The sequence below is a fragment of the Thalassospira profundimaris genome (assembly GCF_003326755.1).
Classification (GTDB): Bacteria; Pseudomonadota; Alphaproteobacteria; order Rhodospirillales; family Thalassospiraceae; genus Thalassospira; species Thalassospira profundimaris_B.
Map to the genome: position 1 here is coordinate 94,903 of NZ_JPWH01000007.1, position 14,380 is coordinate 109,282.

Annotated in this window: 15 protein-coding genes; 11 read left to right on the top strand and 4 right to left on the bottom strand. The window is 54.8% G+C overall.

What is annotated here, in order from left to right; translation table 11 throughout:
* Positions 1 to 71: 71 nt before the first annotated feature.
* Positions 72 to 959: an SMP-30/gluconolactonase/LRE family protein gene (locus tag TH25_RS10070; protein ID WP_114088304.1), complete on the top strand. Its 888-nt coding sequence runs from the start codon at positions 72 to 74 to the stop codon at positions 957 to 959.
* 186 nt (positions 960 to 1,145) lie between these two features.
* Positions 1,146 to 2,732 (top strand): YbaY family lipoprotein, encoded by a 1,587-nt coding sequence (locus TH25_RS10075; RefSeq protein WP_114088305.1) that lies wholly within the window; start codon positions 1,146 to 1,148, stop codon positions 2,730 to 2,732.
* Positions 2,733 to 2,841: 109 nt separating this feature from the next.
* On the opposite strand, the gene TH25_RS10080 is transcribed toward TH25_RS10075, so the two are convergent.
* Positions 2,842 to 3,348 (bottom strand): GNAT family N-acetyltransferase, encoded by a 507-nt coding sequence (locus tag TH25_RS10080; protein ID WP_114088306.1) that lies wholly within the window; start codon positions 3,346 to 3,348, stop codon positions 2,842 to 2,844.
* Positions 3,349 to 3,358: 10 nt separating this feature from the next.
* On the bottom strand, positions 3,359 to 4,492 hold the full coding sequence (locus TH25_RS10085) for a type III PLP-dependent enzyme (protein WP_114088307.1): 1,134 nt from the start codon (positions 4,490 to 4,492) through the stop codon (positions 3,359 to 3,361).
* Positions 4,493 to 4,794: 302 nt separating this feature from the next.
* On the opposite strand from TH25_RS10085, the gene TH25_RS10090 reads away from it, so the two are divergent.
* The 3 genes from TH25_RS10090 (at position 4,795) to TH25_RS10100 (ending at position 6,104) form a co-directional block, all read left to right on the top strand.
* The gene (locus TH25_RS10090) at positions 4,795 to 5,154 is read left to right on the top strand and encodes a hypothetical protein (RefSeq protein ID WP_114088308.1); all 360 of its coding nucleotides are present in this window, start codon (positions 4,795 to 4,797) and stop codon (positions 5,152 to 5,154) included.
* Positions 5,151 to 5,621: a hypothetical protein gene (locus TH25_RS10095; RefSeq protein WP_114088309.1), complete on the top strand. Its 471-nt coding sequence runs from the start codon at positions 5,151 to 5,153 to the stop codon at positions 5,619 to 5,621. Before TH25_RS10090 ends, TH25_RS10095 begins: the two co-directional genes overlap by 4 nt.
* Positions 5,622 to 5,690: 69 nt before the next feature.
* Positions 5,691 to 6,104, top strand: a complete 414-nt coding sequence (locus TH25_RS10100) for a DUF3830 family protein (RefSeq protein WP_114088310.1) — start codon at positions 5,691 to 5,693, stop codon at positions 6,102 to 6,104.
* A 12-nt stretch (positions 6,105 to 6,116) separates the two neighbouring features.
* Here TH25_RS10100 and TH25_RS10105 read toward each other — a convergent pair whose 3' ends face one another.
* Both TH25_RS10105 and TH25_RS10110 read right to left on the bottom strand, forming a co-directional pair.
* A complete protein-coding gene (locus tag TH25_RS10105) occupies positions 6,117 to 6,338 on the bottom strand; it encodes a hypothetical protein (RefSeq protein WP_114088311.1) in 222 nt (73 codons plus the stop codon).
* A gap of 82 nt (positions 6,339 to 6,420) precedes the next feature.
* A complete protein-coding gene (locus TH25_RS10110) occupies positions 6,421 to 7,200 on the bottom strand; it encodes an IclR family transcriptional regulator (protein WP_114088312.1) in 780 nt (259 codons plus the stop codon).
* 167 nt (positions 7,201 to 7,367) lie between these two features.
* Between TH25_RS10110 and TH25_RS10115 the strand changes: the two genes are divergently transcribed.
* The 6 genes from TH25_RS10115 to TH25_RS10140 all read left to right on the top strand — a co-directional run bounded on the left by TH25_RS10115 (position 7,368) and on the right by TH25_RS10140 (position 14,374).
* Positions 7,368 to 8,888 (top strand): ABC transporter substrate-binding protein, encoded by a 1,521-nt coding sequence (locus TH25_RS10115; RefSeq protein WP_114088313.1) that lies wholly within the window; start codon positions 7,368 to 7,370, stop codon positions 8,886 to 8,888.
* Positions 8,889 to 8,920: 32 nt separating this feature from the next.
* A complete protein-coding gene (locus TH25_RS10120) occupies positions 8,921 to 9,838 on the top strand; it encodes an ABC transporter permease (protein WP_114088314.1) in 918 nt (305 codons plus the stop codon).
* A gap of 3 nt (positions 9,839 to 9,841) precedes the next feature.
* On the top strand, positions 9,842 to 10,741 hold the full coding sequence (locus tag TH25_RS10125) for an ABC transporter permease (protein WP_114088315.1): 900 nt from the start codon (positions 9,842 to 9,844) through the stop codon (positions 10,739 to 10,741).
* A gap of 15 nt (positions 10,742 to 10,756) precedes the next feature.
* Positions 10,757 to 11,764, top strand: coding sequence for an ABC transporter ATP-binding protein (locus TH25_RS10130; RefSeq protein WP_114088316.1), 1,008 nt, complete (start codon positions 10,757 to 10,759; stop codon positions 11,762 to 11,764).
* On the top strand, positions 11,761 to 12,720 hold the full coding sequence (locus TH25_RS10135; protein WP_114088317.1) for an ABC transporter ATP-binding protein: 960 nt from the start codon (positions 11,761 to 11,763) through the stop codon (positions 12,718 to 12,720). Before TH25_RS10130 ends, TH25_RS10135 begins: the two co-directional genes overlap by 4 nt.
* Before the next feature lie 82 nt (positions 12,721 to 12,802).
* On the top strand, positions 12,803 to 14,374 hold the full coding sequence (locus TH25_RS10140) for a gamma-glutamyltransferase family protein (protein WP_114088318.1): 1,572 nt from the start codon (positions 12,803 to 12,805) through the stop codon (positions 14,372 to 14,374).
* The last annotated feature ends 6 nt before the right edge of the window (positions 14,375 to 14,380 follow it).

A 14,380-nucleotide genomic window follows, 5' to 3' on the forward strand; every position in this document is an offset into this window, starting at 1 on the left:
CAAGGTCGGCGTGTTGCCATAGGTTAATGGCGATACTGTGCCAGCATAAAATGAACAGTCAGGGGAACGTCATGACCGACATTCAAACGCCATTGCCCGATTTGCGCTGCCAGCTTGGTGAAGGCCCGTTTTGGGACCAGCCCACCCAAACCCTGTATTGGGTTGATATTATCGGCAAGGCGGCGTTTGCCTGGAAACCGGCGCAAAACGATTTTCAGAAATGGACGTTTGACAGTCTGATTTCGGCCATTGTCCCCCGGCGAAATGGCGGGTTTCTGGTGGCCTTGCACAACGAACTGGCCTTTTTTGACCCGCAAACCGGCGAGGTTACGCCGTTTGTGGCACCCGATGCGGATCATGCGCAGAATCGCTCCAACGAGGCGCGGGTGGACCCGGCAGGGCGTTTCTGGCTGGGCACCATGCAAAACAATATCGGCCCGAAGGGCGAAGGCCTTGCCATTACCGAACATAGCGGCACGCTCAACCGCATTGATGCCGATGGCACCGTCACCCGGTTTGGCGAAAATATCGGCATTTCCAATACGATGCTGTGGTCGCACGATGGCACCAGAATGTTTTTTGGCGATACACTGGCCAACCGTATGGATGTTTATGATTTTGACATGACAACCGGCACGATTGGCAACCCGAAACTGTTTTGTTCGGTGGAGGGCCGGGGCGGCATGGACGGATCGGCGATGGATTGTGACGGGTTTATCTGGAATGCCCGTTATGGCGGGTCGTGCATTATTCGCTTTAACCCCGCGGGGGCGGTGGACCGGATTATTGACCTGCCTGTCACCAACCCGACCAGTTGTGTTTTTGGCGGACCTAATATGACAACATTGTATATTACCTCGGCGGCGGATGATACGGATGGCACCCGCCCGCTTGAAGGTGCGCTTCTTGCGATTGAAACCGAAATTGCCGGGGCACCGTGCCACCGTTTTGCCGGATAGATTGAAGGGGGTGGCTGGATGTTTTCGTGTGCGGCGACAGGTCAAAAAGGGGCGGGGACCAGTGCGTGGCATTTTTGTAATGTTTTAGAAAAGTTATGAAATTTCGCTTTTTTGGCCTTGGTTTTCTGCTCTTTTGCGATCACCATAAGGGGCGGGTCTAAAAGAACGAGCAAATCCGAGGAAAAAATGAAGATCTCACCTTTTCGCTGGGGGAAGGTGCGCATTGTTATGGTGCTGGCGGCCCTTTCATCGGTTGCCGCCTGCGCGTTTTCAATGCCACATACAGAAACAATTGCCGGTACGGTTTCCTATCGGGAAAAGGTGGCAACCGAACCATCCTGGATGATGACGGTCAGGCTGCTGGATGTATCGCGCGCCGATGCTCCGGCCAGCGAGGTGGCGGCGGTTTCCCGGCCGGCGGGTGCGCCGCCAATGGCCTTTGAATTGCCCTATCAGTCAAACGACATTGATGCCGCACACCGTTATGTGCTCGAGGCGGTGATTTCGGATGGCAAAGGCAAAAAGCTGTTCCGCAACGAGGTTTCCTACCCCGTATTAACCGAAGGCAACCCCGATGCCGTCAGCATCGAGGTGGTGCGTTTGCCCTGGCAGACCCCGGTTGATGCCGCGCACGAAAAGCAGAAATCGGCAATGGATAAACGGGTGGCAAAAATTGACCAAAGCCTTGGGCAATACCGCCATGTTGTTGGCGCACATGCCAGCGATGACGGAGCACGCGGTTTTGAGGCCTATGTGCAAGAGGATGGCACCCCGGTTTTGATCCGCCAGAGCCGTGATCTGGGTGATTACGGAACATCGGACATATCGTTTTATTTCAGCAAGGGGGCTTTGCTGCGATTTGACGAAAAGGCAAGCCGCGATGTTTTTGGCGCGACGGCCACGAAGGCTGCGGCGCATTGGGGCAGCCTGGATTATCGCCTGGTGCTGGATTTTGCCAACGGGAAATACAAAACCGGCGAAAAGCAGATGAATGGTGAAATCAGTGCGCCCGATAAACATGAAATCAGCAGTGCGCAAACCCAGACAAAACTGGTGCTGACCCGCCTTAAAACCGAGCTTGCGGCAACGGCCATGGCCGAGCCCGAAGGTCGCCAGACCTTTGTCTGTGATGACCAGTCCCGGTTTTATGCGACCTTTGATACCGATAAAGACCAGGTGCGCATCGAGTTTTTGGGGCGCGAGCCGATTTTCCTGCCGGAAAAACGTTCGGCATCGGGCTTTTTATACGCCAATGACGATTACGAAATGCAGGGCAAAGGCAAAAACGCCACCTGGAAAACCCTGGCCGATGGCAAGGAAACCGGCTGTACCGTTTCGGCCGAAATTGCCGGGCTGGCCCTGGCCCCGGGGGATTTCCCGACGGTGACGGTTAAATCATTGATGCAAGGCGGAAACAGCGAATGGACGCGTTATTTTGATGATTTGATGCCAGCCATCAAGGCGTGCCTGGCCCGCCCGGTGGGGGATCTGCCATCGGTATTGAAAGCCTGGCCGATGAACCACGGCATGGTCGGTGTGCGCACGGTTAACATTAATGGTGGACGCTATGACTGCCTGGCCCCGTCAACCGGCTTGGGGGACATTCATGTCGAGGCGGTTGAAGGACCAACCAATGTGTTACCCGGTGAACGCGATGTACTGTTTACCCCGGCGGCGGGGGCCTACCCCCCGGATGCCTGTTATCAGCATAAAAAGCTGATGAAAAACGGAGTGTTCATTGGCTGGCTGTCGCGAAATGCCTGCGAAAGCTGAAGCTTGAAAGATGCACTTTGAGGACATCTAAGTAAATAAAACAGACAAAGCCCCGTCATCGCTGGCGGGGCTTTGTCGTTTGTGGAATGGCGGTGCAGTTTATGTGGGCTTAATGGGTTTGGTAACGTCCGGTCGGGCGCAGAACGCCACTGGTCCCGGCCAGAACATCTTCACCAAGGTTAAGCCCTAAAAAACGGTGCCGGTCAAAATAACCGGGCATCGCCAGGCCCGCTGCCGGTGCGGCTTGAAAGCCGAACCGGGCATAATATTGAGGATCCCCGACCAGCAGAATGGCCCGATGGCCGGCATCACAGGCGGCATTGATGGCAGCGTACATCAAACCGGCCCCGACACCGGAACCATTATAGGCCTTTTCTACCGCAAGCGGGCCCAGCATCAGGGCGGAACCCGCATTGCCCGCATCGACATTCCATAACCGGACAGTACCGATCATGTGTTTGCCGTCATGGGCAACAAAGGCCAACCCTTCGGCCGGTAAACGGCCCGCACGGATCCGTTCGGACGATTTTTTAAACCGGTCCGGTCCCATCACGCGATCAAGCAGCTTTTCCCGTTCGATGTGGGACCAGGCACCTTCGCGATCAATCACGATCATTGACGTGTGCCTAGATGATATAGGCGGCAAGCGGCGAAAAGCCGTTAAACGCCACCGACGCATAAGTCGTGGTATAGGCACCGGTTGCTTCGATCAGAACCTCGTCACCAATCGTCAGGGCAATCGGCAGATCGTAGGGTTTCTTTTCATACAGCACGTCGGCTGAATCGCAGGTCGGACCGGCCAGAACACACGGGGCCACATCGCCGCCATCATGGATCGTGGTGATGGGGTAACGAATGGCTTCGTCCATGGTTTCGGCAAGGCCGCCGAATTTGCCAATATCCAGATAAACCCAGCGCACCGGGTCATCTTCGTGTTTGCGCGAAATCAGTACGACTTCGGCCTTGATCACGCCGGCATCACCAACCATGCCACGGCCCGGTTCGATAATGGTTTCGGGCATGTGGTTGCCAAAATGGGTGTGCAGGGCATCAATAATGGCAGTACCATAGGCTTCGGTTGCCGGAATGTCGCGCAGGTAACGGGTCGGGAAACCACCCCCCATATTGACCATACGCAGCACAATGCCTTTTTCCGCCAGGGTGCGGAAAATCATCGAGGCTTCGGCAAGGGCTGTGTTCCAGGCATCCAAGTTGCACTGCTGCGAACCCACATGGAAGGAGACGCCGTAAGCATCCAGGCCCAGGTGATGGGCATGTTGCAGTACTTCAAGCGCCATGGTCGGTGCGCAGCCAAATTTGCGCGACAGCGGCCATTCGGCACCGGCGCCATCGGTCAGGATGCGGCAGAAAACACGTGACGCCGGGGCAACACGGGCAATTTTTTCAACTTCTTCGACGCAATCCACGGCGAACAGGCGTACACCCATTTCGTAGGCACGTGCGATGTCACGTTCTTTTTTGATGGTGTTGCCAAATGAAATGCGTTCCGGGGTGGCGCCAGCGGCCATCGCCATTTCGATTTCCGGCACGGAGGCGGTGTCGAAATTGCTGCCGAGGTCGGCCAGAAGGCTCAGAACTTCCGGTGCCGGGTTTGCCTTCACCGCATAGAAAATGCGGGAATCAGGCAGGGCACGGGTAAAGGTTTCGTAGTTGCGCTGAACCACGTCAAGGTCAACAACAAGGCACGGACCTTCCGGTCGGTTCTGGGCGAGGAAATCAATAATACGCTGCGTTGCCATGGGGGCGTTCTCCCATTCCACTTTGAAAGCGGCATAGCGACACCTGATGCACCCTGACGCGGTGGAGGCGCAGAATGCGGTCTATCGGAATGCCAGACGTGAACACGGATGATCCGGTTCGCGAATTTTGCCTCGATATAAGAATGGAAGATGCCATTCCGCACGGCGGGCAATGATGGTGTGCCTCTTTAGTGTCTGCGGTATTTGGACAACCGCTGGAGACCAAAAAAGCCCTACACCGTCGTTGCTTTAAGTAAGTCCTACAGGGTTCCTGATCAGGACCACCACAGGCACGTGCGACTTTGGGCAAGCCGGGATTTACGCCTGTTTTATCTGTTGTGCAAGCGGTTTTTTTCATGCGGGAAAATGTTTTTTGTCATGACCCAAAACCCCCGCATATCCCTTTGGTTTCTGGCGTGATTTTCAAATTCTCAACATACCGGAAACAGGCCGTTTTTTTCGCAATGGCTGCCGGGCAACCGTATGTTGCAATGTTATTTGAAACCGGTCACATTATTGCCATCCGTCGTGGCTTATCTGTTTTGAAAGTGTTTTGGCGGACAATCCGGGGTGCGGTTTTATGGATGAAGACAGTAAATTTTTCAGAGTCCAAATGGCAGTTGCGGCTTTGTTGGCAGTTGGTGTGGCGGGGTGTCAGATGACCGGACCGCCCGATATAACGGAAAGCCCCGACCGCTTGCCGCCCGCTTTGATCATGCCGGACCGCCCGGCAATGGCCCATGACTGGTCCAATGATTTGCCACTGATTTATAATCAGGTTGCCGGATGTCTGAATGCCGACCCGTCGCCGCCCGCCCGCGTGGTGGCGGCCCGAACCAACAAGGACGGACAAATAGAGATCGAGATGATGGGCGATCGCGGTACCTATATGCGATGCCTCGCCGACCCGGCGGGTAAAAGCAAACCGGTTTTGTTTCGCGCCGATATGCCCGCCACATTGCCCGGGCCTGCTTACACGCCAACACCCTATCCGCCGCCCAAATCGACGGATCCTGCTGTTTGTTATGAACATTATCCTGTTTCAGATAAAACCGGTTGGCAATTGGGCTGGCTGAGTTATGCCAAAGCCGGAACGGATTGCGATAAAGCCGCGGTTGCCCGCCCCTGATGCCGGACCCCGAACGGGATCAGAGGATGAACGGGATCAGCAGGATGATATGATTTTGAAAGACAGGAAATGACGAAACTGAAAATTACGGCAGGCCCGTTTGTGTTTGATGCCAAACTGGAAACCGAAGCCGCACCCAAAACCTGTGCCGCCTTTGTGGAACGCCTGCCTTTTATCAGCAAGGTGGTTCATGTGCGCTGGAGCGGCGAGGGGGTCTGGATGCCCTTGGGGGATTACCAGTTTGGCGTTGATTATGAAAACCACACCAGCTACCCGGCCCCCGGCCAGATCATTCTGTATCCCGGCGGAATTAGCGAAACCGAAATTCTGCTGGCCTATGGCGGTGTGCATTTTGCCTCAAAGGTCGGTCAGCTTGCTGGCAATCACTTTATCACCATCACCAGCAATCTCGATGATGTGGTGAAGCTGGGCAAAATGACGCTGTGGGAGGGCGCACAGGATATTCGGTTTGAGCTGGCGTGACGAGAGAAGGTTTCAGTTTGATACCGGTGGGCCTGCAATGTGGTGCCTTTTGGCAACAAGTCTTGTCGCGTTTTTAATGGCTTGTTTATAATGCGGGCTTTCTATCAGCATGTCCTGATTTGCGATAACGGTTCCCCGGCCCACCACCCGCACGCGACCGGGTGTTTTATTAAGCTTTTCAATTAAAGCAAGCTGATCGCTATCAAGGAATAGTTTTCTTATGAGATTGAGCATGCTTCAGTTCTCTCTTTCCCGATAGAAAAATATTACAAACAGCATCTTCCGGGGTGATGTTTTTACGGCGAATTTACCGGCTTTATCGCGGCGGTGAAATCGAGCGGGCGGTTTCGACGATATGGGGGACGATTTCCTGTTCGGCCTTTTCCTGGGTCCAGCGAATAACCGGCAGGGAACAGTGAATGGCGGCAACCGGTTTGCCGTCATTGGTGCAAATCGGGGCGGCGACATTTATTTCGTCAGGCAGGACCTGGCGTTCGCTCATGCAATAGCCCTTTTCGCGCGCAAGCAGGATGCTGTCCAAAATTTCCTGCCGGTCCAGGGTTGTGGTGCCGGTATATTGTTTGAGCGGCCATTCATTGACGCATTTGCGAATGGTGTTTTCATCCTGGCGGCTTAGCATAACGCGCCCCGACGAGGCGGTCAGCGCGGGAACGCGCCGCCCGATGATGGATGCGCCATAGCTTGTCCGGTAGCCCGGCAGACGCACGACATACATGATGTGCTGCTCAATCGGGCGGGCGAGATTGATGGTTTGCTGAAGCTGGCGGCTGAGTTCGATCAGGCGGGGCATGGCAAGCTGGACCAGATTGTCCGACCACAAATAGGCATAGGCCATATCAAGATATTTCAGGGCCGGACGATAGCGCCGGGTTTCGGCGTTTTTGTCGATATAGCCCAGTTGATGCAGGGTGTTGACCAGACGCTGGGCCGCACTTTTATCCAGCCCGGTTTCCCGTGCGATCTCGGAAAGGCCAAGTTCGAGCCGTTCTTCCGAGAACACCTCGAGAATGCGCAATCCCTTTGCCAATGACGAAACATAAAGCGTGTTTTGTCGCGGTTTTTCCGGCCCGGTCATTTTTGAATGTTTCCCGTTTTTGTCGTTTGGATTGTTCTGTCGTGTTGACAGGCTCATCAATGCCACTTATCGTTAATTGATATACAGTATACTGTATCATAATATAATACAAAATATCACGATGAAAAAACATCGTGGCTAAAATCAGAAAATGTCATGGAGGCATCATGAAGACGGTTCTTACGGGGGCGAGTCTGTTCGCCCTGACCATGCTGGCTGCGGCAACGCCTGCCCTGGCTGGCAAATCTGACGACACCCTGAATATTGCCTTTACCAAAGAACTTGAAAATATCGACGGTTATTTCAATTCGGCCCGCGAAGGCGTGATCATGCAGCGCACTGTCTGGGACAGCCTGCTGTATCGCGACCCGGAAACCGGTGAATATAAGGGCAACCTCGCCACCGACTGGAAATGGGTTGATGACGTCACCCTTGATTTCACCCTGCGCCAGGGGGTGAAGTTCCATAATGGTGCCGATTTTACCGCCGATGACGTGGTTTACACTGTAAACTGGGTCGCAGATCCGTCACACGGTGTGAAAACCCAGCGCAATGTCAACTGGATGAAAAGTGCGGAAAAGCTTGGCCCCTATAAGGTGCGCCTGCATTTGAAGGCACCTTTCCCGGCCGCGTTTGAATATCTTTCCGGTCCGGTGCCGATTTATCCGCACAAATATTATGCCGAGGTTGGCCCAAGCGGCATGGGACAACACCCGGTCGGGACCGGTCCTTACAAGGTTGTGTCGGTTGATCCGGGCAAGCATTTCGTGCTGGAAAAATTTGACGGCTATTTCAAGGACAGCCCCAAGGGCCAGCCGAAAATCGGCCATCTTGATATTCGCACCATTCCCGACGTAAACACCCAGGCGGCCGAACTGTTTAGCGGCGGGCTGGACTGGATCTGGCAGGTGCCGGCTGATCAGGCAGAAAGCCTTAAGGCATTGGACCAGTTTACCGTTGCCAATGAAAGCACCATGCGCATTGGCTATCTTGACATGGATGCCGCGGGACAAACCGGCAAAGACAACCCGATGACAAAGCTCAAGGTGCGTCAGGCGATTAATTATGCCATTGATCGCGAGGCACTGGTAAAGGTCATGCTGAAAGGCAAGTCCAAGGTTGTGAATGCGGCCTGCTTCCCGTCGCAGTTTGGCTGTACCGACGATGTCACCAAATATCCCTATGACCCTGCGAAGGCAAAAGAATTGCTGGCCGAGGCGGGATATCCCGATGGTTTCAGCGTTGATTTTTATGCCTATCGCGACCGGGAATATGCCGAAGCGATCATGGGCTATCTCAATGCGGTTGGCATTAACACCAACTTCAAATTCCTGCAATATTCGGCCTTGCGTGAACTTCGCATGTCGCAGGGTGTGCCGATGTCGTTCCAGACCTGGGGTTCCTATTCCATCAACGACGTGTCGGCAATTACCAGCGAGTTTTTCAAGCTTGGCTCACTTGATTCCGCGCATGACGAACAGGTCAAGGAATGGCTTGATACAGCAGATTCCTCGATCGATCCGGAAAAGCGCAAGGAATATTACAAGAAGGCCCTGCAACGGATTGCCGATGAAGCCTATTGGGCTCCGCTGTTCTCATATAACTCCAACTATGTCTTCACCAGGGATCTCGAATTTACGCCGACCACGGATGCCATTCCGCGGTTCTTCCAGATGAGCTGGAAATAATCTTTCGAGAACCAGAAATGGGGTAACGGACGGTGTTGGTTTTTACACTCAAAAGGCTGGGGCTGGCCTTGCTGGTCGCCCTTGCCGTCTCGATGCTGAGTTTCACCTTGTTGCATCTGTCAGGCGATCCGGCATCCGCGATCGCCGGTGAGGGGGCAACGGATGTAGATATTGCCGCCATTCGGGCGTATTACGGGTTTGACCGGCCATTGATCGTGCAATATGCCGATTGGCTGTTCAAGGCGCTGCGCGGTGATTTTGGCGAAAGCTACTATTTTCAGTTGCCTGTCGCACAGTTGATTGGTGATCGCCTGTCGATCACCATGACGCTGGGGGTTTGCGGCATTTCCTTTGCTTTGTTAACGGCGGTACCTTTGGGTGTTGCTGCTGCCGTCCGTCCCAACAGCCTGATTGACCGGGTGGCTTTGTTCATCTCGGTCATGGGCCAGGCCATGCCCAGTTTCTGGTTTGGCCTGGTTCTTGTCGTGATTTTCAGCATCAAATTTCAGCTTTTGCCCCCGTCGGGAACCAAAAGCTGGGAAAATTTCATCATGCCAACCGTGGTGTTGGGCTATTACGCGATGCCGGCCATCATGCGCCTGACGCGGGCAGGGATGCTTGATGTTCTAAGTGCCGATTATGTGCGGACCGCAAGGGCCAAGGGGGCAGGCGAAATGCGGGTCATGTTCAAACATGCGCTGCGCAACGCGATTATCCCCGTGGTTAGCCTTTCGGCTGTGCAAATGGGCTTTATGCTGGGCGGGTCGATTGTGGTTGAATCGATCTTTGCCCTGCATGGTGCTGGCTATCTGGCGTGGGAATCCATCGGGCGCAATGACCTGCCGACCGTGCAGGCCCTGATCCTGATTTTTTCGCTGTTCTATATCGTATTTACCTTCCTTTCCGATTTGTTGAATGCGTGGCTGGATCCGCGCATGAGGGTGGGCTGACACATGGCAAAAACAATCGAAACTGTTGAAGCCGCACTCAGTGGCCCAACCCCCGGCCAGGTTCTGCGCGGTCGTATTTTTGGCCATCGCGGCCTGATGCTGGGTGGTATTGTCCTGCTGGTCATTTTTGTTGTGGCCATTCTGGCACCTCTTATTGCCCCGCATGACCCCTATGCCCAGAACATTATGGCGCGCATGCAGCCGCCTGTGTGGCATGACAGGGGAACCTGGGATCATCCGCTGGGGACGGACCATTTGGGCCGGGATTACCTGTCGCGTCTGTTATATGGCGCGCGCATTTCGCTTCTGATTGGTGGTTTTGCCGCCCTGATTTCCGGGTTGATTGGCACTTTCATGGGCGTTGCCGCCGGTTATTTTGGCGGCAAGATCGACAATATCGTCACTTTCGTCATCAATGTGCGGTTGGCAATGCCGGTCGTTTTGGTGGCGCTGGCGATTGTTGCGGTGTTTGGCGGTTCGCTCGAGGTTGTGATTCTCGTGCTGGGCTTTTTGCTGTGGGACCGCTTTGCCGTGGTGATGCGATCATCCACCCAGCAATTGCGTTCGATGGAATATGTCAATGCGGCACGCGCGATTGGCTGTTCCACCCGGCGCATCATCTTTAGCGAAATCATGCCCAATATTCTGAACAATCTGATTGTGGTTGTGACCCTGGAAATGGCCCATGCCATTTTGCTTGAGGCGGCATTGTCGTTTCTGGGGCTGGGGGTTCAGCCGCCAACCCCGTCCTGGGGGCTGATGGTTTCCGAAGGGAAAAAGATGCTGTTGTTTGAACCGTGGCTGATCACCATTCCCGGTATTGCCCTGTTTGTTCTGGTGCTGGCGATCAATCTGATGGGCGATGGCCTGCGCGATGTATCGGCCCCCGAAAACCGCAATTAGGAAAGGAGAGAAACCATGAGCACTATTCTCTCTGTAGAGGATCTCAAGGTCGATATTCCGCTGGCAGGTGGCGTTTTGCATGCCGTGCGCGGTATTGATTTTGACCTCAAGCGTGGGGAAACCCTGTGTATCGTTGGGGAATCGGGCAGCGGCAAATCCCTGACCTCGCTGGCGATTATGGGGCTTTTGCCCAAAATGGCCCAATGCCGGGCGGCCAAACTTGAATTTTCCGGTATTGACCTGTCGAAAGCAAAAAATCGCCAGATGCGCAGTTTGCGCGGTGACCGGATGTCGATGATCTTTCAGGAGCCGATGACGTCGCTTAACCCGGCTTACACGATTGGCGACCAGTTGGCCGAAGCCCTTTTGCTTCATCGCAAGGTGGGGAAAAAGGCGGCGGAAGCCAGGGCGGTTGAATTACTGGAAAAGGTGGGGATCACCGCAGCGGCCAGCCGCCTTGGGCAATATCCGCATCAATTGTCGGGTGGGTTGCGCCAGCGTGTGATGATTGCAATGGCCCTGATGGGTGAACCCGAACTGATCATTGCCGATGAACCGACAACGGCGCTGGACGTGACCATTCAGGCGCAAATTTTGCGGCTGCTGGTGGACCTTCAGCGTGAAATGAATATGGCAATGATCCTGATCACCCATGATTTGGGGGTTGTCGCCCGTGTTGCCGACAAGGTTGCCATCATGTATGCGGGCGAGGTGGTTGAAGCTGGCAAATCCGCCGATGTGTTTAACGCGCCCCAGCATCCTTATACCCGTGGCCTGCTGCGTTGTATCCCTGTGCCGGGCAAAACCAAACCTGGCGAGCATTTGGGGTCCATTCCCGGTATTGTGCCGTCCCTGATTGGTGAAACACAGGGCTGTGCGTTTCGCGGGCGTTGTGATGTCGCAATTGGTTCTTGCGCCCATGATATTCCACGGCGTGTCAGCGAAAGCGGCCATATGTATCGCTGTGTCCATGAAGGCGGGCAACCGGCCGCAAATGCCATTCAAAGCGAGGGCCGCCCATGACATCGCCCGTTCTTGAACTGAAAAATGTCTCCAAGGTTTTTTCGATCAAACAGGGGATGTTTGGCAAAAGAAAGCCGTTAAAGGCGGTCAATGAGGTTGATTTAAGCCTGAATAAGGGCGAAGTGCTGGGTCTTGTCGGGGAATCGGGCTGTGGTAAAAGTACGCTGGCGCGTATTTTGCTGGGGCTTGAAAAGCCGACGACCGGCGAGGTTCTGGTCGATGGTAAAAACATCGAAACACAGGACCGGTCCTATCTGGCGCGGCGGATCCAGCCGATTTTCCAGGACCCTTATTCATCGCTTAATCCGCGCAAAAGCATTGGCGATATCATTTCGCTGCCCTTGCGGGTTCATAAAATTGGCGAGGCACACGAATGGGACAAAAAGACATCTGATATTCTCGATTATGTCGGTCTGCCCAAACGTGTTTTGCGCAGCTTCCCCAATCAGCTTTCGGGCGGGCAGCGCCAGCGTGTGGCGATTGCGCGCGCGCTGATCATGAAGCCCGAAATTGTGATATGTGATGAACCGACATCGGCCCTTGATGTGTCGGTGCAGTCGCAAATTCTTAATTTGCTGGTGGATTTGCGCGATGAACTGGGGCTGACCTATTTGTTCATCAGTCACAATCTTGCAGTGATCGAGCATCTGGCAACCCGGGTTGCGGTGATGTATCTGGGCCGGGTGGTCGAGGAATCTGCTGCAGCCCCGCTTTTTGCCGAACCACGCCATCCCTATACATCGGCTTTGCTGGAATCGGTTTTAACGCCTGATCCGTCGCTTGGGGTGCCCGAAAACCATTTGGGCGCGGTTTACCCTAATCCGATTGATCCGCCGTCTGGCTGCCATTTTCATCCGCGTTGCGCGAAGGTGATGGATGTTTGCAAGTCTGTCGCGCCGCCCTGCAAGCGCGAAGACCATCGCCGTGTTGAATGTCATCTTTATGCCGATGCCTGACATCATATGCCGCGATCCGGGCGTGATACCCGGATCGTGACATGTGTCGGCGCTTGATCGGCCTTTGCCAAAGAAGTGTTTTATGGACAGTTTTTCCAATTCCCAAGTCATTCGCAAACCTGCCACCAAATCGGCCAATGGTGGCATTGTTGCCGCCCAGCATAAAAAGGGTGCAGCTGTTGGGGCCGCGATCCTTGCCAATGGGGGCGATGCGGTGGATGCCGCTGTGGCCACCTCTTTTGCGATGGGGGCGGTTGAACCGTGGATGAGCGGCCCGGCCGGTGGCGGGGCAATGATGGTTTATCGTGCCAGGGAAAACCGGGCTTATACCGTTTATTTCGGCATGCGTTCGCCGGCGGGGCTGAACCCGGCGGATTATCCGTTGTCTGGCAATGGTCCGGCGGGTGATTTGTTCCCCTGGCCGCATGTGAAGGATGACCGGAACCAGATTGGCGGAACTTCGATTGCGGTTCCGGGCACTGTTGCCGGGATGGAAGCCGTCCATGAGAAATTTGGTAAATTGTCGTGGTCCGATTTGCTGGCCCCGGCGGCCCAATTGGCCGATGAAGGCCTGCATGTGGACTGGTATGCCGCACTGCTGATTGCGGCGAGCACGCGTGATCTGGCAAAAAATCCGATGGCGGCGAAAACGTTTCTGGAAGACGGGCAGTGGCCGACGATTGCCGGTTGGACGGCCCTTTCCGACAAGCGCATTGATCTTTCGCTTATGGCGGGGACATTGCGCCGCCTCGCCCAGAAGGGACCGCGCGAGTTTTATGAAGGCGAGCTTGCCCACGAAATGATTGCCGATATTCACGATGCGGGCGGGTGTGTGCGCCTGGATGATCTGCGTGACTATCGGGCCGAAATTCAGGATCCGCTGGAGGTTGATTATCGCCAGGGTAAGGTTTTTATGCCGCCGCAATTTACCGCGGGGGAAAACCTGGCGGAATGCCTGGCGATGTTAAAAACACGCAGCTTCACCGGAGAGCGCCCGGGGCCGGATGCCTATGTTGCCTATGCCGAAGCGTTGCGCAAAACCTATGCTCGTCGCCTGACCGAGATGGGCGACATCAACGATGATCGCGCGCCAACTTGCACCACGCATTTCAGTGTGGTGGACCGCGAGGGCAATATGGTGGCTGTCACCCAGACTTTGTTGTCCATTTTTGGCTCAAAGGTGGTTTTGCCCAAAAGCGGGCTTTTGATGAATAACGGCATTTTGTGGTTTGACCCGGAAAAAGGCAAACCAAACTCCCTGGCTCCGTCCAAACGCTGCCTGATGAATGTTTGCCCCGCCCTTGGCGAGAGTGGCGAACGGCGTTTCGCCATTGGTGCATCGGGCGGCCGCAAGATTTTGCCCGCCGTATTGCAGTTAACGTCATTTATGACGGATTTTGGCATGAGCCTGGATGAGGCCATGCACCAGCAGCGGATCGACAGCAGTGGCGGCGACACGGTGATTGCCGATCAGAGCCTGCCCGAAAATGTATTGACCGCTTTGCAAAATCATTATCCGACCAAAACAACCCGCCGTATGCCCTTTCCCTATGCCTTTGCCTGCCCGGCCGGGGTTGCGCGGGACGGAAATATCAATAGCGGGGCAACGGAAATCATGTCGCCCTGGGGCGATGCCGTTGCGGAAAAAGCATAAAGAAAG

Coding starts and splice junctions, on each gene's coding strand:
- TH25_RS10070 (WP_114088304.1), top strand. CDS start 72: ATGACCGACATTCAAACGCCATTGCCCGATTTGCGCTGCCAGCTTGGT.
- TH25_RS10075 (WP_114088305.1), top strand. CDS start 1,146: ATGAAGATCTCACCTTTTCGCTGGGGGAAGGTGCGCATTGTTATGGTG.
- TH25_RS10080 (WP_114088306.1), bottom strand. CDS start 3,348: ATGATCGTGATTGATCGCGAAGGTGCCTGGTCCCACATCGAACGGGAA.
- TH25_RS10085 (WP_114088307.1), bottom strand. CDS start 4,492: ATGGCAACGCAGCGTATTATTGATTTCCTCGCCCAGAACCGACCGGAA.
- TH25_RS10095 (WP_114088309.1), top strand. CDS start 5,151: ATGACCGGACCGCCCGATATAACGGAAAGCCCCGACCGCTTGCCGCCC.
- TH25_RS10100 (WP_114088310.1), top strand. CDS start 5,691: ATGACGAAACTGAAAATTACGGCAGGCCCGTTTGTGTTTGATGCCAAA.
- TH25_RS10105 (WP_114088311.1), bottom strand. CDS start 6,338: ATGCTCAATCTCATAAGAAAACTATTCCTTGATAGCGATCAGCTTGCT.
- TH25_RS10110 (WP_114088312.1), bottom strand. CDS start 7,200: ATGACCGGGCCGGAAAAACCGCGACAAAACACGCTTTATGTTTCGTCA.
- TH25_RS10115 (WP_114088313.1), top strand. CDS start 7,368: ATGAAGACGGTTCTTACGGGGGCGAGTCTGTTCGCCCTGACCATGCTG.
- TH25_RS10125 (WP_114088315.1), top strand. CDS start 9,842: ATGGCAAAAACAATCGAAACTGTTGAAGCCGCACTCAGTGGCCCAACC.
- TH25_RS10130 (WP_114088316.1), top strand. CDS start 10,757: ATGAGCACTATTCTCTCTGTAGAGGATCTCAAGGTCGATATTCCGCTG.
- TH25_RS10135 (WP_114088317.1), top strand. CDS start 11,761: ATGACATCGCCCGTTCTTGAACTGAAAAATGTCTCCAAGGTTTTTTCG.
- TH25_RS10140 (WP_114088318.1), top strand. CDS start 12,803: ATGGACAGTTTTTCCAATTCCCAAGTCATTCGCAAACCTGCCACCAAA.